The following is a 21,199-nucleotide window of genomic DNA, read 5'->3' on the forward strand; positions in this document are numbered from 1 at the left end:
TTTTTTAGTCATGAAAAATCCCCTCCAAGTAATAGTGTAACATCCATGTATGTACATGGTCTTTTTACACTGTCTACCTAAAGGGGATAATATCATGTATAGCCCATTTTAGTTTTTATTTCGCAATCGCGCCCTTTACTTGAATATAATCTCAATTAGTTGTTGTGGATGTGCATTAATTAGTCCATGGACAATAATAATTGCCCATACCTTGCGATAACGTGCCCACAAACATCCTAAGAATAGACCTACGATACCATGGTTTGCAATGACCGTAGCTGTATCAACATCCCAATGACCAGAGCCGTGTAATGCGATATGCCAGCTCGCCCATAACAATGAAGTAAGAAGAATAGCCGGCCAAATACCTAGTAATAATTCCAAACGTGTTTGCAACCAAACCCTATAAAAAAGCTCTTCAAGTACACTATTTATAAGAAACCCTACGAGTAAAATTAAGATTAAAACCGTGGGTTCCATTCTCGCTGAAACAAATGGTGTAGAGAATGTAGAAAAGAAGTTGAAGTAACCCCAGATTATAATGACAATAAGTGGTGTAAAACGATACCATCTATTATTCTCTATTGATTTTACAGATCTTGGTCGCTCTTTTTTAGGGTTACTTTTATAAAACAAAAGAAGCATTAATGGGGTGAATAATAATAAAATAATTTTAAATATCATAAACCACAATTGTAATGCCATCTCTTCAAAGTTCGTGGTGAGAAGACTAATCGTGAAGAGGGATCCACTCAAGAATAAGACAATAGCTTGAATCATGATGCGCCTTGGTTCAGACTGTTGAAGGGGATTATAGTTTTTATGATGAAATGGTAAGAAACGGACAAAGAGTATACCGACAATAACAGGGATCCACTTGTTCCAAAAAGGCATCGTGCCCTTATGATCTCCACTATAACGAATGTTTGTTTCTCCAGTCCATATAAGCCAAAGAGATGAAAGAAAAATAATAAGCATAATTATCCCACCAATTAACTTCCCCGCTTTTGGAAAATAACTACTCATAGTTATCCGACCTTTCATACTATAATTATAAATTAGTTTCCAAGTGGCTTCGTTCGCTGCATTGTACCTATCATTATTTAGGTAATATTTTTTGATGAAATTCAATAATATACTTATGTTATCAAATTTCTAACAGTATGCGACGTAATTCCTAAAAACTATAGAGTTGCGTTTAACTTTATCTAGAGCTTCATGTATCAGTATTACCCTGCAAATTAACCCGATTGTTGAACAGTCAGGTATGGCCCCTTATTTTTCATAAACCTCTGCATAAACAAATTGTAACTGTGCATGTAGTTTTTTACTTTCCGCATCTAATTTCTTAAATTTATGTGATCAAGATACTATAAATGCACCTTTATCGTCCTCAGTAATCTTATATTTTACCAGTTTTTGGTTTGCTGAAACAACGATTGAGATATTAAATAGCTGAACTAGGAGAACTAACAGACGCGATTTTAATTCGTTAAATAAAAGAGAGTTTGTGAAATACTAGTTGTGTAGGTAGTGTTAAATATTGTAAAATAAAATGGTACCAATAAAACTGAATGGGTACCAAGGGTTTAGGGGGCGGATTATGAAACAAAGAATATTAACAGAAACAATTTATCAAATTCAAACGAAGGGATTTACATTTACAATTAGTGACTTAGCAAAACAATTAGCTGTGAGTAAGAGGACAATCTATGAGCACTACTCTTCAAAAGATGAGATAGTAGATGAAGTTATTCTCAATGTTATAGAAAGTATTCAAGAAAAGGAAAAAAATATCGCTGAAGATGATACGTTACAAACAGTTGAAAAAATAAGAAGCATTTTAATTTGCACTCCACAACAATTTAAATTCATGGATGCACGTTTATTAGTAGAACTAAAAAAGAACCATTATAATCAATGGTTGAAATTAGATCAATTTTTACGTGAAGGTTGGTCTACTGTAATACGGTTAATAGAGGAGGGAATGAGGGAAGGGAGTATTAGACAAATTCAAGTTCCGTTTTTTATTGAAGTATATTTAGGAGCACTGAATCGCATATATGATCCTATGTTTATTGAAAAGAGTGAATATACATTAGGAAGTATGCTTGAATCAATTATGGACATGTTGTTGTATGGAATTTCCAATTCGAAATAGAAGGTGGGAGAATAATGCAGTGGATTTATTTATGCTTCGCAATTTTATTTGAAGTAGCTGGTACAACTGCGATGAAACTATCTGATGGATTAACGAAACTTGTCCCAAGTATTCTTATTTTTGTATTTTATGTAGTAAGTTTTTCATTTCTGTCATTTACATTAAAGGGGATGGAGATGTCCGTTGCATATGCAGTTTGGTCAGGTATGGGAATTGTAACGATTACAATAATTGGTTTTGTTTATTTTGGAGAAAGTATCAATGTAATTAAGATACTAGCGATTCTTTTTATTTTAATTGGAGTTGTAATCTTAAATTTTAATAGTGCAGCACATGAAGAGAAGAAAAAAGAAGTGGTGGAGGAGCATGTACATTGAACCGTTTAAAATATTTTTTCCTTATTACTGATATTGGGTTCGTTATGTATTGGTTCATAACAATTTTTCATATGATTCCACAAGAATATTTGTTTAAAGATTATCAAAATCCTATTTTAGTGGCATGGAATTGGTCTTTCCTACCTTTAGATTTATTAATCTCGTTGACGGGATTCTTAAGTTTGTATTTGCACTTTAAACAAAATCCTATTTGGAGCCATTTTGCGTTCGTATCATTAATTTTAACTTTTTGTTCAGGATTACAAGCTCTAGCATTTTGGACAATCCGTTTAGATTTCGATATTTCTTGGTGGATTCCTAATTTATATTTATTAGTTTATCCATGTTTTTATTTAAAAATTATTTGGAGAGAGTGTGGCTGGCATGAGATAAGAGAGAAGAAAATTCAATAGGTATAATCGGAGTGGAGGAAGAAAAGGAACTCGCCACATCGCCATCAAGTTAAGAAGTACATTGTTTCGCGAAATAAAAAAACGAACTGAATTCCCATGGACAACTATGAAGAGATAAAATTTTCTTTTTGGGATACTTTAATATCTTAGCTTGATAGAAATGAAAGTCCCCACATTTTTCAATAAAAAAAGGCTCCATATAAGGAGCGCTCAATAAAAGTATAATAAATGAATTAAAACAAATAACAGACATTTATAATATAATTAAAAATAAACGTAAAATCAATATATTTTTAATTATAGATATATAAGGGTGGAATGTCCGTATTTACTCTACTTGGAAAAAGAGATACTATAAGAAGACTCTGCTCGAAAAGGGGGATTTTAAGTGATCATATCAGATGTCATATACGGTGAGTTTAAAGTAGATAAAGTGTTAGAAGAATTAATTTTAAGTAAACCTGTGCAAAGGCTGAAAGGGGTTCATCAAGCCGGGGCAAGTTACTTAATGAATGAGAAATGGAATGTAACACGTTTTGATCATTCAGTTGGTGCTATGTTGTTAATTAAAAAGCTTGGTGGTTCAGTAGAAGAACAGATTGCTGGTTTACTGCATGACGTATCGCATACTGCTTTTTCTCATGTGATTGATTATGTTTTTGATAACGAAAATGAAAGTTATCATGAAGAAATATTTAGTGCTGTCGTGAAAAACTCGGAAATTCCGGCGATTCTTTCAAAACATGGTTATAACTATGAAGATATTTTGTTAGATGATTCGAAGTGGACATTACTTGAAAGATCTGCGCCAGAATTATGTGCAGACCGAGTGGATTACACATTACGGGATATGTTTACATATGGATATATTTCTTTAGAAGAAGTTCATAGTTTTTTAGAGGACTTAATCGAAGTAGATGGGAAAATGGTTCTTCAAAGTATCGAAATGGCAGAGTGGTTTACGAAGACGTATTACAAAGAAGTAATTGATTTCTTTATGAAACCAATGAATATTTATGGAAACGATATGTTAGCTAAAACGTTAAAATTAGCTCTTCATAAAAAGATAATCCATCCAGATGATTTTCTTCTTGAAGATCATGAGCTTATTACGAAATTACAGCTATGTAAAGATCATGAAGTAGATGCTTTATTAAGAAAAGTTCATCCAAGTATAGAAGTAAAAGAAGATAGAGATGAGTATGATCTACATCAGAAAAATAAAGTGCGTCTTATTGATCCTCCATTACTTCGTGAAGGTGAAGTTGTTCGATCGTCTGTTATATCGGAAAAAATAAGACAGATGAGCGATATCGCTTATGAAAAGGCGATAAGAGGGATGTATGTGAAAGTGATTTCTAATTAGTTTATTTGTAATAGGAAAAGGTGTCATCAATTATGATGACACCTTTTCGCTTTAAAGGGTTGTTCGTATGGAAATGTGTTACATTTTTACGAGACTATAATATTTTACCAGAGAAATACCTTTTATAGTGAAAAATAAATTTTATAAAGTTTTCCACCAAAAATAATTTGTGAAAAAAGCACTAATTTTTAATGTGACAAAAATAATATATTTTTCAATAATCGCTTTAGGATCTTTCGTTCTTTATATAGGGATTGTTATATTTTTTAAGGTAATTTAAAGTTTTTTGTCGTTTTTTGTTGTAATTTTCATATTATGATAAAGAAAATGTTCGGAATCAGCCATTATAACAGAAAAATTTTAAAAAAACAGAATTGAATCATATTGCTTATTTTAATATAATTTATTTGTTAATTAATAACATATTTAGGGTGTGATTCTTTATTGCGGTGAGAATTCTTTTTAACATAGGAGGATTTACAGAATGGTTAAAACGGCAAAACCTGAAATGATGAATGAATTAAAAGAAACAGTTTACAAATTTTTTCCGAAAAATATCGTGAAAGAAGAAGGATTGTACGAGGAGTCCAAAGAGCATAAAAAGTTTGTAGCCTTAAAAGAGAGTTTTATAAAAAACGAAAGCTCTCAAAAGGAAATTTTGTCTTTAATCGAGTCAACATTTTGTGATTATCACGTGTCAGACTATACAGATTTAAACCTATATAATTGTCTAGAATATAATGTGTTACTAAACGGAAAAGAACCGATGTTAAATGATGATATTGATTGGATAAGAAAATCAAGAGGCGAGCGCCTTGATTTAGGGGTTTTTGTTAGCTTACTTGATAAATATTATTATTACTACGTATTAAAAACAACATATGATGAAGAGTTAAGAGAGTGGGCTTTTGAAATCATTGATATAGAAATGGATACCATTTGTAAATTTGAAAAACTAATGAATACAAAAGGATTTGTAAGAGTAGAACGAGAGGTTGCTAGAACTACAATTCCTGATATAGAAACGGAATGTTTACGTATGGGGGAAGTTAACGTATTCCACGCTTTATTCACGGATTCTGTTAGTGAAATATAGGTTTTAAATTATTAAAAAGGTTGTGTAGAAAATAGCAGCTATTTTCTACACAACTTTTTCATTTTCACTAATCAAACCAATTCCAAACCTCAATATCTCCAAGAGTCGCATAACGTACGTGCGGGGAGTTTTGTAATTTTAATAATTCTTTCGACGGCCCAGTAATGACAATGCCGTATACTTTTACGCCGTTATCTTTTACATATTTATAACGTTTATCTAAGTTTAGTTCTTTCTCAGGAAGTGCTGCTATTTTACTTACCGTTTTTTTATGGATAGAAAGGACGCGCATCATTTCGATTACTTGATCTTCTGGCGTTTTGTACTTGTCTGCGTTACTACCTAGAAATCTTACATGTTCTGGAAATCCTATAGCTTCCCCGCCATGTAGGATGTAATCTTCTACATTTGTTTTTTCTTGTCCCGTATCTAAAGCGTACCATACAGGAGTTGGAGGGAGTTCTTGTGCTTCGAATATGCTATATAAAAGCGGTTCTAATTCTTTTAAAGTGTAAGTTTTATCAAAAGAAATTGCTACTTCTGCAACGGTTCCATCATGTACTTTTGCAAGTGTATCCCATACTTTTTTTGAGGAATCCTTTAAATAATCACCCTGCTTTGTTTTGGGATGAACAAAGAAGAGCTTTGGTTGATAGAACGGATTCATCCAAGTTTGTTTCGTGACATCTACAGATGATAAGAAGCTTTTTGTTTCTACTGTACCGAGTGGCATTTCTTTTTTACCGACGGTTCTTACTAAATCGAAGCTGCTGTTCGTACGGAAAAAAGCTTCTACACTTGTTCCGCCCCCCATAACACGGCTATTTGGGATAGTTGCTTCAAGTGCAAGCGAAGGAACTTCTCTAATTTCTTCTAGCCTTTTATCATTATTAGCTTGAAAATAAAAGGCTGATAATACCCCGCCGATTATATATATAACGATGCAAATGGATAATATAAAACCAAACGTTTGTAACCGATGTTTCCACTTAATTCTCCAAAAAGGAACTTTAAGATCTTTTGGCGGTAATTTTTTCTTTACGGGTTCACTCTTCGCAAGCAATTCATCTAAATGAGCTTCACATTCTGCACAAGTTTCTATATGACTTTCTAACTGTTCTTGTTCGTCATGTGTGAGCGTTCCTTTTTCGTATTTCGTCCACAGTTTTTTAAACTCTGCACAACCCATCTGTATCACTCCTTTATGCTTTTCGTTTCTTTTCTTCCTCGGTGTAACTCAATTTTTACTTTTGCTAACGAGAGACCAGTCATTTCTGCTATTTCCTTATAAGAGAATCCGTAGTAATCTCGTAGTAGTAACACATTTCGTCTTTCGAGCGGAAGAGAGGATATACTTTGTAACCAACTCGTAATCTCATGTTTTACGAAATAAGAGTGCTCTGTACTTGGCACGTTTGGTAAATGGAATTCTTCAATTTGCGTTGTTTTATACTTCTTTTCTTTTCGGTACCAATCGATAAAGGCGTTGTAGGCGATTGTAAATAACCACGGCCTAATTTCTTCTCCTTTATAATAGTCAATATGGACGAGCATCCGGTAAAATGTTTCTTGCATGAGATCTTCAGCACTATGAGAATCTCCGGTTAGGGAGAGAAGATAGCGAAATAAATCTTGCATATGCTCTGAGTAAATTTCTTCTAATGATTGTTTACGTTTCACTACATTTCCCTCCCTTCATACATAACAACGAAATACATATAAAAAAGTTACAATTTTTACGAAATTATAGTAAAAAACGTCAAGAATTGGATAGGATTCTCTTTTATCATAATACATATAAGGCGGGTGAACAGAGATGGAAAGCTATGAAACACAAATTCAAAGGTCAATTGATTATATTGAGGAAGATGTAATGGAAAAACAAACGCTGCGTAATTTAGCACGTGTTGCAGGTTTTTCTGAGTCGCATTTTCATCGTGTATTCCAGGCGTTAGTAGGCGATACAGTAATGGAGTATGTTCGAAAGAGGAGGTTAGCCCGGGCAGCTTATCAACTTTCTCATACGGATGAAAAAGTTATTGATATCGCATTTGAGCATGGCTTTCAATCTCACGAAACGTTCACGAGAGCCTTTAAAAAATTATTTCAAATGACACCAAGTGAATATCGAAAACAAGAAATTGAAACACCAATGTATTATAGAGTGAATGTAAAACAAAGAAAATTAAATCCATATTTAGGGGGCATACAAATGGAATATCGTATTGTAAATAAACCAGAATTTTTAATGGCGGGTTATGAGCTGAAGACGACAAGTAAAGAAGGAAAAAACCATCAAGATATCCCATTATTTTGGCAAGAATATTTACAAAAAGATCTTGGAACGACGATTCCGAATCGTAAAGATACGAGCCAATGGGTAGAGCTAGGATTATGTACTGATTTTAATTTAGAAACAGGGGACTTCACTTATATTATCGGAATGGAAGTTACAGACTTTGAAAATGTACCAAATGCAGTTGCAAAGCGTACATTCCCATCCGCAACGTATGCAGTATTTACAACGCCAAAAGTTCCTCATGAAGAAATGGTATCGTCTATTCACCAAACGTGGAATGCAGTATTCTCAGAATGGTTTCCGCATTCAGGATATGAACATTGCGGAGTTACAGAGTTTGAACAATACGATGAGCGTTGCCATGCAGATAAAAGTGAGTTCGCTCAAGTTGAGCTTTGGATACCAGTGAAGAAGAAATAATAGGAGGAAAAGCGAGCCAGAGAGGTTCGCTTTTTTATCCGTAATACGGGGGGGAATATTGAATTGTTTTTTGTAAGGAGTATGAAACACAGATCCTCTTATAATATAGATTGCTACATTTGACGATTTTTGTCGACAAATCGATATATCTTGAAAATCGCTGATATATTTCGAGTTACGGTCGATATATTTGAAAAATCGCTGATATATTTTGAGTTGCGCCGATATATTTAAAAAACCGCCGATATAATTTCATTTACCGTGGAACTCCCCCAGAAAAGAAAAAAGGCGCCATATAGCGCCTTTTCTACGAACTAAACGGAAACACAAGTATAATCGTCGTTCCTTTTCCAAGTTCACTATCAATGAAAATCGTTCCATTATGGGCATGAACGAGCTGTTTTGTAATGGCGAGACCAAGTCCAGTTCCGATGTTGCTTTCTTCTGTATTCGTTCCTCTGTAATATCGCTCGAATAGAAGTTCTTTCGTTTTATCATCCATACCTTTTCCATTATCTGAAATAGATAGTGTAAATGAATTTGCATTTTGCGAAAGTTTTACGATTACGTTTGTCGTTTCATTATTATGTTTTACAGCGTTTGCGAGTAGGTTTTCGATAATACGTTGGAACCATTTTTCTTCAATAAAATATTGGATTTTGCTTGAACTTGGCACAAATTCAATGTTTTGATTTTGTAGTGTCGGGTTATTAATAAATTGTAATAGTACTTTTCGGACGAACTGATTAATTTCAACATTTACGTGTTGCGCAGGAAGAGTATCATTTTTTAATTGATATGTTAAGCTTAAGTCGTCAATTAATGTAGTCATATATTGAGATTTTTCTTTCATTACATGGCCAAATTGTTGAATGTCTTGATCCGTCCAATTATATTGCTTCGATTCTAGTAATAATGCATAGCCGTATATAGAGCTAAGCGGTGTTTTTAGATCATGCGTCAGGCCCGTAATCCACTCTTCACGTGTTTGTTGCAGTACTTTTCTCATTGCATCGTTCTTTTTCAAAGTAATAGAAAGGTGCTCTAGTGAGTTTGTAACGTCTTTGAATATACGGAACGACCATTTTTCTTTACCGGAGCGCCGAAACCGAACAGGTTTGCCTTTTTTACTAACAGGTTCTTCATATTTTCCTCCGGCTATGTTTTTAAGCCAGCGCATCGTGTGTAATAAAGGCTTTCCAAACTTATTTCCATACCAAATTGAAAGAATGACTAAATAAACAAACACAATAAGGAGGATTAAGCTGCATCCGATTAGAAGTTTCTTGGTAAATATATCATCTAATTCATCATCTGGATAATAATGAGCGTTTGGGGCGGATACAACGACGAGATGACCGCTATTTGAATCGTAAAAACTAGATATATTTTCTTTATAATTCCACGGTTCTTTTTCATTAATAGCCGTTTTTATAGCCGAAAATGTTTTTTTCTTCCCAGTTGGATAGGAAAAAACTTCTTCGCCATTGTTATTAAATATTTGCAGTGTTGCTTTTTCTTTAGAAAGTAATTGTTTTTCTTGTTCAGTTAATGCAAATTCACTTAATGATAAAGAAGGGTGTCCTTGTTGTATCGTTTTTAGTAATGCATTACTTTTTAGTTTGGCACCGTAAATAACGATCACTGGTTTCTTTTCTAATTTAATTTCCCAATAGTTAAATTTATAAATATTGTTGTTACTATTCTGTAAATACGTAAGTAAGGATGTCTTTGTGTAAGAGGTCGGAACATCGTTAGGCGTATTAAAGTTGTAAAGGACCTTTCCATCTTCATCTACAATTTGAAGCCAATCACTCTTTTCTGTTATTAAATCTTTTACCTCAGATTTTAAAGTAATGTTATTGTCTTCAGAAGAAATATATTCGGAGATTGTAAAGGTATCATAATCAGAAATATTAGGTTCATATAAAGTACTATTAAGAAGAAAAATTAAATAAGAAAAAGAAGCAATTACTGCGATAAGTAACGTAACTAAGACAAAAACGTGTTGTAAAATAAACTGGATTATAAGTCGTTTATTAAAATTCATATCTTTAACCTACTTTGTAATGAACTTATAGCCAAGTCCACGAACCGTTTTTATGTATTCTGGTTTACTTGGATCTTGTTCAATTTTTTCACGTAGTTTTCGAATGTGAACCATAACAGTATTATCATCTCCATTATAGGCAGGTGCTCCCCAAACTTTTTCATATAATTCTTCCTTCGAAAATACGTAGTTCGGATTCTCACAAAAGAATAGTAGTAGTTGAAAGAGTTGAGCGGAACATTCGACAACGTTTCCATCTACTGTTAGTTCCGCAGAATGTTGATCAATTTCAAATCTCCCAAATGAAATGGAGTGTGCGTTTTGTTCGTGTAGTACTGTTTGTTTCATATGTCTTCGAAGTTGTGCTTTCATACGAGCTACGACTTCTAATGGATTAAATGGCTTCGTAATATAATCATCTGCACCGTATGAAAATCCAGATATTTTATCTAAATCAGATGCCTTCGCTGATAGGAAGAAAATCGGACAATCTGTTTGTTGGCGAATAATCGGACAAATATCAAAACCAGATTGTCCAGGAAGCATGACATCTAAAATAATTAAATCGTAATTGTTTTTTTCGGTGAGAGATAAAGCTAATTCAGCTGATGTTGCAGTTGTAATATGAGAAAAACCTTCTTTTTCAAGAATGGTAGTTAGTAATTGTAAAATTGCTGTTTCATCATCAATGAGTAGAATATTTGCGTGATACATATGAATCCCTCCTAATTTCCTCGAATATCATATCATCTTTTTGTAACTTATGGAATTTTTAAGGAAATTTTAAGGTTTTCTTTCACAAAAAATTAAGATTCAAATGATATGATAAAAGTAACATGGGGAGGAGATGAATGTGAATCCGTTTCAAACGATGCGAGCTAGATATTTTTTAATTGTATTTGCACTATTAATTTTAATAGTACGAAGTAGTAATGAATTGCTAGAAAGTACATTTCATATACAAAATTCATCTTTTATAAATATGCTTATATTTTATATCCTTCCAATAATATGGATTTTTTACGGATATAGAAAGCATCGTGTTTCATTTTCATTATTTATTAATAGAAACGAAACATTTAACCTAGTGCAAGTTTTGTACATCGCGATTATGCTTTGTATGTTTAGTTACGGCTATCTTATTTTATATATGTACAGCTTTGCATGGATTACACCAGATTTTATTATGAATGCCTTGCATGAACCGATTATAGATAGTACCGGGGGATATGTATTTCAATTTATTAGGGTTGTATTTATCGCGCCTATTGTCGGAGAATTTGTTTTTCGAGGATTTTTACTACAGCGTTTTGCAGCGAAATGGGGTACTAGTATAGCAATGGTCGTTGTAGCACTTTTATTTGCTTGCTTACATGTTGATTTCCTTGGTGCAGTTGTGTTTAGCGTCGTACTATCAATCGTATATATTCGTACGAAAAGCTTGCTCATGCCAATTGCTATTCATATGTTAAACAATGCCCTTGTGCTTAGTTCTTCTTTTTTAGTAAGTAGAGAAAAGATAATGAGTTTTGCCGATTTTTCGCACTATACGACGTTCTTTCCAGGACTTATTATTTTTATAACGGGATTAAACTTAGTACTCATCTTTTTATTTGTTAACCGCAAATATTGGAATAAAGAAATGCCGGCTATATATGTAGAGCAGGAAAAGAGTTTTTCAGATGTAGTGGGCGGTAAGTAAGATGAAGAAAACGTTTGAAAAAATATTGAAAGACATTATAGAGTCTACGTCTCTTACAGATATGTGTGATAAAAGCGTTTGTCATTGGTTACAACCTGTAGTAGATACAATTGCGTTTCCAGAGTATTACTTATTTTCTAGTACTCATTTAAAAGAAAATATTATTTCTCTTCTTATTGTGTTAGGGGTTTTACTAATATTTGGTCTAATTGTAGAAGAAATGATGAAGCGCATCTTCAAAAAAAATGAAGAGAAGTATATGTGGGTTCATAAAGTATTCGAGAAAGTAATGGTGGCTTTCCTTTTGTTTTATGGCATGAAAACAATCATTTACTTTATAGCTTTGAAACATCATTAATTCGAAATTTGAAAGGGATGTATAAAATTATATGAATGAAACAATATCATCAAATAAGTTTTTTTATTTGATTGTGCTTAGTATAGTGCTGATAACGACAGTCAATGTTATTCTTCGCTGGGAGGAAGCGTATTTCTTTATGTATTTAGCGCTCCATTTATTAGGGGTTCTATGCATAACGGGCGGAGTAGTTGCTGAAAAAAAGAGTGAAGAAAGCGTTAATTATATGTGTGTGACCGGTCTTATTTTACTTTTAGCTGTGCAAGGTATTATGAAATATAGTTCATTTTCTTTGCAAGATTTTAGTTTGTTAATAGATGTACTTCCTTAAGGCGGATTTTAAGGGTTATGAATATATAGGATATGTAAAAGGAGCTTGTTTGAAAGTACATTTCTTATACTAGATTATGAGCCGAAGAAAATAGGTGAAACTCTTCTTGTAATGGAAGAGTTTTTTTATGTAAATTGAACGAGCTAGAACAATTATCACGATTAGCTTGTTCTAATTTTGAAAGTACGAACTTACAATAATAATAGACAGGCAGCATAGAGGAGGGAATAGCGTGAGGAAAGTTATTGGGTGGTCGCTTTTTTTGTACGTTGGGTTTGCATTACTTATATATTGGTATTTATTTGGATGGAATCATGAACTCATTCCGGACATGTATAAAGGAACGAGTGCAGATCCAGAAACTTTTATGAATGCGAGGGAGCTTACGCTAAGTCAAGATTATTCGCGTGTGAAAAATTTACTGTTCTTTTTAGCGACGCCTCTTGAATGGATTATTTTATTATTTGTACTCGTGCTCGGTATTTCAAAAAAGTTTGAGAAATGGTCGAAGGAAACGACCAAAATAAATGTCTTACAAGTTGCGATTTATTTCTTTTATTTATCACTACTAACAACAGTTCTTGCATTACCGATGCAGTGGATCGGGCGTAAAGTGTCCGTTGATTATGGCATTTCCACGCAAAGTACACAAAGCTGGATAAAAGATCATGTTATCGATTTTTGGGTGAATTATGCGACTATGTTACTCATTGTTACAGTTCTTTTATGGCTTATCCGTAAATTCCCGAAGAGATGGTGGTTAGCAGGATGGGCGCTCTCTGTACCATTTACAATCTTTTTAACGTTCGTGCAACCTGTTATTATTGATCCACTTTACAATGATTTCTCGACGCTAAAAAATAAAGAATTAGAAACGAAAATTTTGACAATGGCAGATAAAGCTGATATTCCAGCTAAGCACGTATATGAAGTAAATATGTCGGAAAAAACGAATTCGTTAAATGCGTACGTAACGGGAATTGGCCTTAACTCTCGCATTGTAATGTGGGATACGACGCTTAAGCAATTAAAAGATAAAGAGATTTTATTTATAATGGCTCATGAAATGGGACATTACGTAATGAAACATATATATTGGGGCGTTGCGAGCTATGTGTTGCTATCGTTTATAGGTATGTATTTAATTAGTCGTATTATAAATATGTGTATTCGAAAATGGGGAGATACACTGCAAATTCCAAAATTAGCATGTTTCTCAATTTTACCTTTATTTTTCTTAATTTCCTCTTTATTATCTTTTGCAGCACAACCAGCAACAAACTACGTTTCTCGTATAGAGGAACGGGCGGCAGATCAATACGCTCTAGACATGACGAAAGATGGAAAATCAGGTGTGAAAACTTTTCAATATTTATCAAAAACAAGTTTAAGCCAAGTGAATCCGCCTGCGTTAGTGAAGTTTTTCTTATATACACATCCACCAATTTTCGAAAGAATTCATACGTTTGAACAATATGAAAAACAGAAAAAAGAAAGAAAGAAGTAGCGATTATGCTACTTCTTTCTTTCTATAAAAATATAAGTTTGAGAATGGGAATATTTATCATTGCTTTTTATTGTGATTTTGTAAATAATAAGCTATAAAATTCTAAAAATCTATATATAAAGGAATAAAGGTGAAATATGTATTTTTTACAAAATTTAAAAGTGAAACATAAATTACTCTCGCTTATCTCATTAGCAGTTTTGGGCATGGTAATTATGAGTTGTGTAGCAGTTAATTCAATTAATCAGATTAAGTATGATACGGAAATTGTCGTAGATGATTATCAAAATTCAGCAATTTTATTAGAAGGGATGCTTCGTACACAAAATTCACTAGAATATAACTTACTAGAATTAATTACAGTGTCACAAAATGAGGGGACAAATAAAGAGGGGATTATTGGTAATGTTGAAAAGGATCTAAAGAAATATGATTCTTTATTAAAAGAATATGATGATGGCGTTAATTTAAGTAAGCAAGAGGATGAACTGTTTCAGAAGATGAAGAAATCTTTGCCAAGTTATATGGATACATATAAAAAGTTGTTTGAAAAAGCGAAGGTGACAAACGAACCCCAGCTGGTAAACGAATTTCATAAGGAATTAAAACCAAAGGGAGTAGAGTTAGCTAGTTATGCGGTAGATCTAGAAGCATATGTTTCAAACTTAGCTGATCAAGTATTTAAAGATTCTCAAAAAATGATAGATCAGTCCGTTATTACTTTTATCATTCTTGCAGTAGTTACTACAATCGTTATATGTATAGTAAGTTATATTATTAGCAAGCTTATAGTTGCTCCTTTACAAACGGTTAGTCGTATGATGGAAAGAGCAAAAGAAGGGGATCTAACTGTATATGGTGATTATAATGCTAAAGATGAATTGGGCTTATTAGTAAGTGATTTTAACGAGATGATTGCAGGGCTAAGAGCAAATATGCAAGAAGTAGATAATAATATTCAGCTTTTATTCCAACATGCAGACGGAGTAGTATCTGCATCGGAAGTATCTAGTGGTGCAGCGAAGAAAATCACTATAGATATTGAAGAAGTTGCAAATGGTGCAGAGAGTCAAATGCAAGCAATGGAGCAAACTGCGGGTGCGATGGAAGAGTTGACACAAGGAATGCAGAGTATAGTGAATACATCATCCTCTGTGAATGAATTGTCTGCTCAATCAGCATTAGATGCAGAGAGTGGTAACAAATTAATGAAACAAATGATTCAACAGATGGATACAATCCAAAATTCAGTACATAGCGGTGTCAAACAAGTTGAGACTATGAAGGAACAATCAGAAGAGATTGTTAAAATCATTGATGTTATGCAAGGTATTACCTCTCAGATTAACTTATTAGCATTAAATGCCGCAATTGAGGCTGCACGTGCTGGAGAAAGTGGTAGAGGATTTGCAATTGTGGCAGATGAAGTAAGAAAATTAGCAGAACAATCTAGTGATTCTGCAAAACAAATTGAGAAACTTATTATTCAAGTTATGGGAACAACGAACCATACGGTACATATGATGGGGAAAGTAGATAATGAGGTGCAGGCAGGTACTCAAGTAGTAATGCATACAGAAAAAGTATTTGGAACAATTACAGAAAAAGTGCAGCAAGTATCTGAGCAAATTCAAACGGTATCTATGTCTACAGATGAAATTGCAGCGAGTAGTGAGGAGATTTCTGCTTCTACAGAAGACATGGCGCAAATTTCTCAAAGGTCATCTGATCGAACTGATAGGGTAAAAGAGTCTATTCAACAGCAAGAAAAATCAGTTCAAGAAATCTCAGTTTCAATTGAGCATCTGCATAGCGTAGCAGGAGGATTAAAGCAGATTGTTTCACAATTTACTCTTCAAAAATAGTATATTTAAGTTTATATATAGTGAAATTCCTCTGAATAAATAGCAAAAAAATCATCCTTTATAAGAAATAAAGGATGATTTTTTTATTATGAAGATTTGGTGTGAATTCTACTTTTTACATTCTATTTTTTTACAGTTTTTCAATTGTGATATATAATGATATGTAATGTTTTTAGAATTTTTAGTTTATAAAAAGATGATTGTAGGGGGAGGAGAAAATTGTTTCATTCAAAATCAATGCCGACTATAAAAATGATCCTTTCGATGTCTATTTTCGGATCGATTGGATTTTTTTCTGTCCAAACGGGTTTACCATCTTTTGAATTAGTATTTATTCGTTGTATTTGTGCGACTTTATTTTTAACGCTATGTTGGTTTGCAACAGGACAATATAAAAATGAGAAATGGAATAAAAAAGAAATTGTGCAAATATTAGCGTGTGGCGTATTTCTCGTTTTTAACTGGGTGTTTTTATTTAAAGCGTTTGAACTCATGTCGATTACAATTGCGATTTCAGTGTATCATCTCGCGCCAATTATCGTATTAATGATCGGTAGTATCGTATTTAAAGAGAGACTTACAGTATTTGCTGTTATGTCCATTGTTATTTGTTTTATCGGCACAGTGTTAGTAGCTGGAGTGGACGGTAGTATGTCACTTGAGAAATTAATGTCATCTGGAATGGTATGGGCACTTCTTGCGGCTTTATTTTATGCTTTTACCACGTTACTAGGAAAGGGGATTCAGCATACGAGCGCATATGCGATGACCTTTTTACAAACGTTTTTAGGCATATTTTTATTGCTGCCATTCGTAGATTTCGGACATTTTCAAGGATTAACAGAGATGAACTGGATGATGATTACTGCGACAGGACTTATACATACTGGGTTTGTATATTACTTGTTTTTTGACAGTTTAAGGGATTTACCGACGAGACTTATTTCTGTATTAGTGTTTTTAGATCCTGCTGTTGCAATTTTGTTAGATACGATTTTTACCGGTTTTAGACCGACTAGTATGCAAATTGTAGGGATTATTCTTATATTTGTAGGAATGGCATTTACTTTTCGAAAAACGAAGGATGAAAAAGTGGTGGTAAAAGAAAATACGTATTATGAAGTGTGAAAAATTACCTCCTATCGTATTGAGAATCCCCTTATTTTTTATACAATATAAGAGTAGGAAAATAAAGGAAGATGCGGATGAGAAGGATGAAAAAGTTATTAAAGGTAGCTACATCATTAAGTTTAATAGGGTGGATATTTGTTAGCGGTGATATTGTTTCAGCAAATAAAGCTATAGTTGGAACGGGTAATGGTTTATTTGAACCAGAAAAACTTGTAACCCGTGAACAGTATGCGAAGTTCTTAAATAATACAATTCAAAGATTCTAAGCAAACGATTAATCTATGAAGATCGAAAAAAGCGCAAATATGATATTTGCGCTTTTTTTGTCTATAAAGTGAAATTTTTATAAGTGAAGGACTTGATTAGTAGATAGTAGAATATTGTATATATAACATCTTTGCAAAAGCTTTTGTTTATCCTTTTTGAAAATCAAACAGAGAAACTAGAGCGCAAAGATAAGAATATTTCTTCAAATGATTTGCATGCAATTCAGAATACCAATTGGAATTGAGAGCGAATTGGCTCTCCTAGTAATCTTCAAAATAATAGATGTTAAAAATGCAATATATTACATAGGGCTTGCAAATACAGCATATGTAATATGGGGAAAGAATTTAGTCTATTATGTTCCACTTTTAATAAAGTGGAAATGAAGGAGCGAGGACTATGAAGAAAAAAATGTTCCGTATAATGGCGGCAGCGACTATTATGGGTGGATTATTGGTAAGTGCAAATGTTCCTAACATAAAAGCAGAAGAATATCCTGAAATGATTGTATTTGACGATGTCCCAGTAAACCATTGGGCATATGATTATATTCTAGATGCGGCATATAATAAAATTATGCTAGGTTATGGAAATGGAAAGTTTGGTGTAGGTGATAACGTAACACGTGAACAAGTGGCGGCAGTACTGTATCGCGCACTTAATATAAAACATGAAGGCCCATTAAAAAATCCTTATAAGGATATTTCTGAAAGATCAACAATGTTTCCAGATGAAATTTTAGCATTAACAGAGCGCGGTATTTTTAAAGGTGATGAGAAGGGGAACTTTAGACCTAGGGAAACAATTACACGTGCAGAAGTAGCGCAAGTTCTTACACAGGCATTTTCATTTGAAGTGAAGCAACAGCATACATTTAAAGATGTACCGAATAATTACTGGGCAAAAAATTCAATTAGTGCTCTGCAATCAAATAATGTCATAGTAGGGACAGGAAATGGAAAGTTTGAACCGAATAAAGTTGTAACACGTGAGCAATATGCAACATTTTTATATAAAGCTATTATTAATTTTCATTTGAAAGATGAATAACATGAAACGGAAGTTTTTTAAAAAATAGTACAAGAAAAATAAAATTATATTAATATATCATATTTCTTTAAAAAAAGCGCGGGAATTACGCGCTTTTTTCTTATTTTAAATTGTTTATCTGTATATTTATTCTGCTGTTCATAGTTCCATGGTTAGTATTTATGGAAAAAACAGGTTAATTATAGTTACTTTTTATTGAAAAAAAGTACGATTTAGTAACTTTATTGTTAATTAAGTATAAAGATAAGTATGTGAAATACAGTTCACAAATTAGACAAACATTATATGGGTAAGTGTATTGTTACTTTTCCATAAATTCTTTATATTAGAAAAAAATATGTTTTTTTTAGGGAGAGAATACAGTGAAGAAAAAGATATTAAAAGTAGCAACAGCTTTAACAATTATGGGTGGAATTGCATTTAGTGCTGAAGGCGCTACAGCGAATGCTGAAGTAGCTGCTAAGCCTAAGCCACAACAAGCAAGTCAGGCTATCTTTAAAGATGTACCAGCAGGACATTGGTCTTACGAAGCAATTCAAACTTTAGCACAAGAAGAAATTATGCTTGGTTATGGAAATGGCGTGTTCGGTTTTGGACATAACATAACTCGTGAACAAGTAGCTGCTTTAATTTATCGTACTATCGATTTCAGTGAAGTATTCGAGGAAGGCGATATCCTTGAGAATCCATACAAAGATATTAATGAAAAATCAACAATGTTCTTAGAAGAAATTTTAGTATTAACAGAGGTAGGTATCTTTAACGGTGATGGAACTGGAAACTTTAGACCGAAAGATACACTAACACGTGCAGAAATGGCTCAAGTGCTTACAGTAGCATATGAATTAGAAGTAAAAGGAACACAAGGATTTAAAGATGTACCGAAAGGACATTGGGCATACAATGCGATTAATGCAGTAGGTTCAAATGGTATTTCTGTAGGAGATGGAACTGGAAACTTTGCTCCAAACATGAAAGTAACACGTGAACAATATGCGCAGTTCTTATTTAAAACAATTTTTGAATAAATAATAAAAAAGAGTCAGTGTTATATAACACTGACTCTTTTTTTGCTTGAAATCATAATGGATAAACACAGTTTTGTAAAAAAACATTAAATTTTCAAAAAAAACTTCCTTTTCTGAAGATTTGTTATATAATATAAAACATAAAATCAAATCTGTTATAAGACAGTTTAAAAAGGGGATGCTAATATGTCGACGCAAACTTCACGGGTTACACTGGCCGGAGAAATGTTACCAGCGTACAACGAAATATTGACACCTGAGGCGCTTAGTTTTTTAAAGGAACTGCATGAAAATTTTAATGAACGCCGCACGGAACTTTTACAAAAGCGTGTGGAGAAACAAAAAAGAATTGATGCGGGGGAGTTTCCTACGTTTTTAGAAGAGACAAAGCATATACGTGAAGGGGATTGGACAATCGCCCAGCTTCCGAAAGATTTAGAGGATCGCCGCGTGGAGATTACTGGTCCGGTGGATAGAAAGATGGTCATTAACGCTTTAAATTCAGGAGCACATCTTTTTATGGCAGACTTTGAAGATTCGAATGCACCAACTTGGAGAAATGCTGTCGAAGGTCAAATTAACTTACGAGATGCTGCTGTGAGAACGATCTCACATAAAAATGAAAACGGAAAAGAATATCGTTTAAATAGTAAAACAGCTGTATTAATTGTGCGTCCGAGAGGGTGGCATTTAGAAGAAAAGCATATGCAAGTTGACGGCAAGAACATGTCTGGCAGTTTGGTGGATTTTGGATTGTACTTTTTCCATAATGCGAAGACGCTTTTAGCAAAAGGAAGTGGCCCATACTTTTACTTACCGAAAATGGAAAGTTACTTAGAGGCAAGATTATGGAATGACGTTTTCATATTCGCTCAAAAGTATATCGGTATTCCGAATGGAACGATTAAAGCGACTGTGTTAATAGAAACGATTCACGCTTCATTTGAAATGGATGAAATTTTGTATGAACTAAGAGATCATTCTGCTGGTTTAAACTGCGGACGATGGGATTATATATTTAGTTTCTTAAAGAGCTTCCGTAATCATAATGAATTTTTACTTCCGGATAGAGCGCAAGTCACGATGACAGCGCCGTTTATGCGCGCGTATTCTTTGAAAGTTATTCAAACGTGTCATCGTCGTAACGCGCCAGCAATCGGAGGGATGGCGGCGCAAATCCCAATTAAAAATGATCCAGAAGCAAATGAGGCAGCTTTCGAGAAAGTGCGTGCTGATAAAGAGCGCGAAGCTTTAGACGGTCATGATGGGACTTGGGTTGCCCACCCGGGACTTGTACCGGTTGCAATGGAAGTATTTAATCACATAATGAAAACGTCAAATCAAATTTTTAGAAAGCGTGAAGAAATACGTGTAACAGAAAAGGATTTATTAGAAGTACCGATGGGAACGATTACAGAAGGTGGTCTTCGCACGAATATTAACGTCGGTATTCAATATATTGCATCTTGGTTAAGCGGGAGAGGAGCAGCTCCAATTTATAACTTAATGGAAGATGCGGCAACAGCGGAAATATCAAGAGCACAAGTATGGCAGTGGATTCGTCATGAGGGTGGAAAGCTAAGTGATGGCCGTAATATCACTTTTAAATTGATGGAAGAATTGAAAGAAGAAGAACTAGCAAAAATAGAAAGAGAGATTGGTAAGGAAGCATTTAATAAGGGGAGATTTGAAGAGGCTACAAAACTGTTTACAAACCTTGTTCGTAATAACGAGTTCATGCCGTTTTTAACATTACCGGGTTATGAAATTTTATAAGA

General features: G+C 33.6%; 21 protein-coding genes and 1 pseudogene. 17 read left to right on the forward strand and 5 right to left on the reverse strand.

Going from position 1 to position 21,199, the window contains the following annotated elements:
• Positions 1–135: 135 nt before the first annotated feature.
• Positions 136–1,026 (reverse strand): CPBP family intramembrane glutamic endopeptidase, encoded by an 891-nt coding sequence (locus DET63_RS19895; RefSeq protein ID WP_113937628.1) that lies wholly within the window; start codon positions 1,024–1,026, stop codon positions 136–138.
• A 577-nt stretch (positions 1,027–1,603) separates the two neighbouring features.
• On the opposite strand from DET63_RS19895, the gene DET63_RS19900 reads away from it, so the two are divergent.
• The 5 genes from DET63_RS19900 to DET63_RS19920 all read left to right on the forward strand — a co-directional run bounded on the left by DET63_RS19900 (position 1,604) and on the right by DET63_RS19920 (position 5,413).
• A complete protein-coding gene (locus DET63_RS19900; RefSeq protein WP_002087086.1) occupies positions 1,604–2,161 on the forward strand; it encodes a TetR/AcrR family transcriptional regulator in 558 nt (185 codons plus the stop codon).
• A gap of 14 nt (positions 2,162–2,175) precedes the next feature.
• Positions 2,176–2,538 (forward strand): DMT family transporter, encoded by a 363-nt coding sequence (locus DET63_RS19905; protein ID WP_016093107.1) that lies wholly within the window; start codon positions 2,176–2,178, stop codon positions 2,536–2,538.
• Positions 2,535–2,951: a YvaD family protein gene (locus tag DET63_RS19910; RefSeq protein ID WP_016093106.1), complete on the forward strand. Its 417-nt coding sequence runs from the start codon at positions 2,535–2,537 to the stop codon at positions 2,949–2,951. Before DET63_RS19905 ends, DET63_RS19910 begins: the two co-directional genes overlap by 4 nt.
• A gap of 388 nt (positions 2,952–3,339) precedes the next feature.
• Positions 3,340–4,317 carry an HD domain-containing protein gene (locus DET63_RS19915; protein ID WP_113937629.1) on the forward strand — a complete coding sequence of 326 codons (978 nt, stop codon included), beginning with the start codon at positions 3,340–3,342 and terminating at the stop codon, positions 4,315–4,317.
• 484 nt (positions 4,318–4,801) lie between these two features.
• Positions 4,802–5,413 (forward strand): hypothetical protein, encoded by a 612-nt coding sequence (locus tag DET63_RS19920; protein WP_113937630.1) that lies wholly within the window; start codon positions 4,802–4,804, stop codon positions 5,411–5,413.
• Between the two features lie 67 nt (positions 5,414–5,480).
• Here DET63_RS19920 and DET63_RS19925 read toward each other — a convergent pair whose 3' ends face one another.
• The gene (locus tag DET63_RS19925) at positions 5,481–6,602 is read right to left on the reverse strand and encodes an anti-sigma factor (protein ID WP_113937631.1); all 1,122 of its coding nucleotides are present in this window, start codon (positions 6,600–6,602) and stop codon (positions 5,481–5,483) included.
• A 5-nt stretch (positions 6,603–6,607) separates the two neighbouring features.
• On the reverse strand, positions 6,608–7,093 hold the full coding sequence (locus tag DET63_RS19930) for an RNA polymerase sigma factor (protein WP_002168921.1): 486 nt from the start codon (positions 7,091–7,093) through the stop codon (positions 6,608–6,610).
• A gap of 136 nt (positions 7,094–7,229) precedes the next feature.
• On the opposite strand from DET63_RS19930, the gene DET63_RS19940 reads away from it, so the two are divergent.
• Complete coding sequence (locus DET63_RS19940) at positions 7,230–8,132, forward strand: AraC family transcriptional regulator (RefSeq protein ID WP_113937632.1); 903 nt, start codon at positions 7,230–7,232, stop codon at positions 8,130–8,132.
• Between the two features lie 307 nt (positions 8,133–8,439).
• Here DET63_RS19940 and DET63_RS19945 read toward each other — a convergent pair whose 3' ends face one another.
• Both DET63_RS19945 and DET63_RS19950 read right to left on the reverse strand, forming a co-directional pair.
• Positions 8,440–10,182, reverse strand: a complete 1,743-nt coding sequence (locus tag DET63_RS19945) for an ATP-binding response regulator (protein ID WP_113937633.1) — start codon at positions 10,180–10,182, stop codon at positions 8,440–8,442.
• A 9-nt stretch (positions 10,183–10,191) separates the two neighbouring features.
• Complete coding sequence (locus tag DET63_RS19950) at positions 10,192–10,896, reverse strand: response regulator transcription factor (RefSeq protein WP_113937634.1); 705 nt, start codon at positions 10,894–10,896, stop codon at positions 10,192–10,194.
• A 139-nt stretch (positions 10,897–11,035) separates the two neighbouring features.
• On the opposite strand from DET63_RS19950, the gene DET63_RS19955 reads away from it, so the two are divergent.
• The 11 genes and pseudogenes from DET63_RS19955 (at position 11,036) to aceB (ending at position 21,197) form a co-directional block, all read left to right on the forward strand.
• On the forward strand, positions 11,036–11,884 hold the full coding sequence (locus DET63_RS19955) for a CPBP family intramembrane glutamic endopeptidase (RefSeq protein ID WP_113937635.1): 849 nt from the start codon (positions 11,036–11,038) through the stop codon (positions 11,882–11,884).
• A 1-nt stretch (position 11,885) separates the two neighbouring features.
• Entirely contained in the window at positions 11,886–12,242 is a 357-nt protein-coding gene (locus DET63_RS19960) for a hypothetical protein (RefSeq protein ID WP_113937636.1), read from the forward strand.
• A gap of 31 nt (positions 12,243–12,273) precedes the next feature.
• Entirely contained in the window at positions 12,274–12,573 is a 300-nt protein-coding gene (locus DET63_RS19965; protein ID WP_113937637.1) for a hypothetical protein, read from the forward strand.
• A gap of 232 nt (positions 12,574–12,805) precedes the next feature.
• A complete protein-coding gene (locus tag DET63_RS19970; protein ID WP_113937638.1) occupies positions 12,806–14,080 on the forward strand; it encodes a M48 family metallopeptidase in 1,275 nt (424 codons plus the stop codon).
• Between the two features lie 137 nt (positions 14,081–14,217).
• Positions 14,218–14,997: pseudogene (locus DET63_RS31125) on the forward strand (MCP four helix bundle domain-containing protein); the annotation flags it as partial.
• Positions 14,998–15,153: 156 nt separating this feature from the next.
• The gene (locus DET63_RS31130) at positions 15,154–15,945 is read left to right on the forward strand and encodes a methyl-accepting chemotaxis protein (RefSeq protein WP_415750039.1); all 792 of its coding nucleotides are present in this window, start codon (positions 15,154–15,156) and stop codon (positions 15,943–15,945) included.
• A 219-nt stretch (positions 15,946–16,164) separates the two neighbouring features.
• Positions 16,165–17,073: a DMT family transporter gene (locus DET63_RS19980; RefSeq protein WP_113937640.1), complete on the forward strand. Its 909-nt coding sequence runs from the start codon at positions 16,165–16,167 to the stop codon at positions 17,071–17,073.
• Positions 17,074–17,150: 77 nt separating this feature from the next.
• Entirely contained in the window at positions 17,151–17,342 is a 192-nt protein-coding gene (locus tag DET63_RS31065; RefSeq protein ID WP_395922792.1) for an S-layer homology domain-containing protein, read from the forward strand.
• Between the two features lie 400 nt (positions 17,343–17,742).
• On the forward strand, positions 17,743–18,393 hold the full coding sequence (locus DET63_RS19995; protein WP_113937641.1) for an S-layer homology domain-containing protein: 651 nt from the start codon (positions 17,743–17,745) through the stop codon (positions 18,391–18,393).
• Positions 18,394–18,755: 362 nt separating this feature from the next.
• A complete protein-coding gene (locus tag DET63_RS20000; RefSeq protein WP_113937642.1) occupies positions 18,756–19,421 on the forward strand; it encodes an S-layer homology domain-containing protein in 666 nt (221 codons plus the stop codon).
• 186 nt (positions 19,422–19,607) lie between these two features.
• A complete protein-coding gene (gene aceB / locus DET63_RS20005) occupies positions 19,608–21,197 on the forward strand; it encodes a malate synthase A (protein ID WP_113937643.1) in 1,590 nt (529 codons plus the stop codon).
• The last annotated feature ends 2 nt before the right edge of the window (positions 21,198–21,199 follow it).

Origin of the sequence: Bacillus sp. DB-2 (genome assembly GCF_003315125.1) — a bacterium.
Taxonomy (GTDB): domain Bacteria; phylum Bacillota; class Bacilli; order Bacillales; family Bacillaceae_G; genus Bacillus_A; species Bacillus_A mycoides.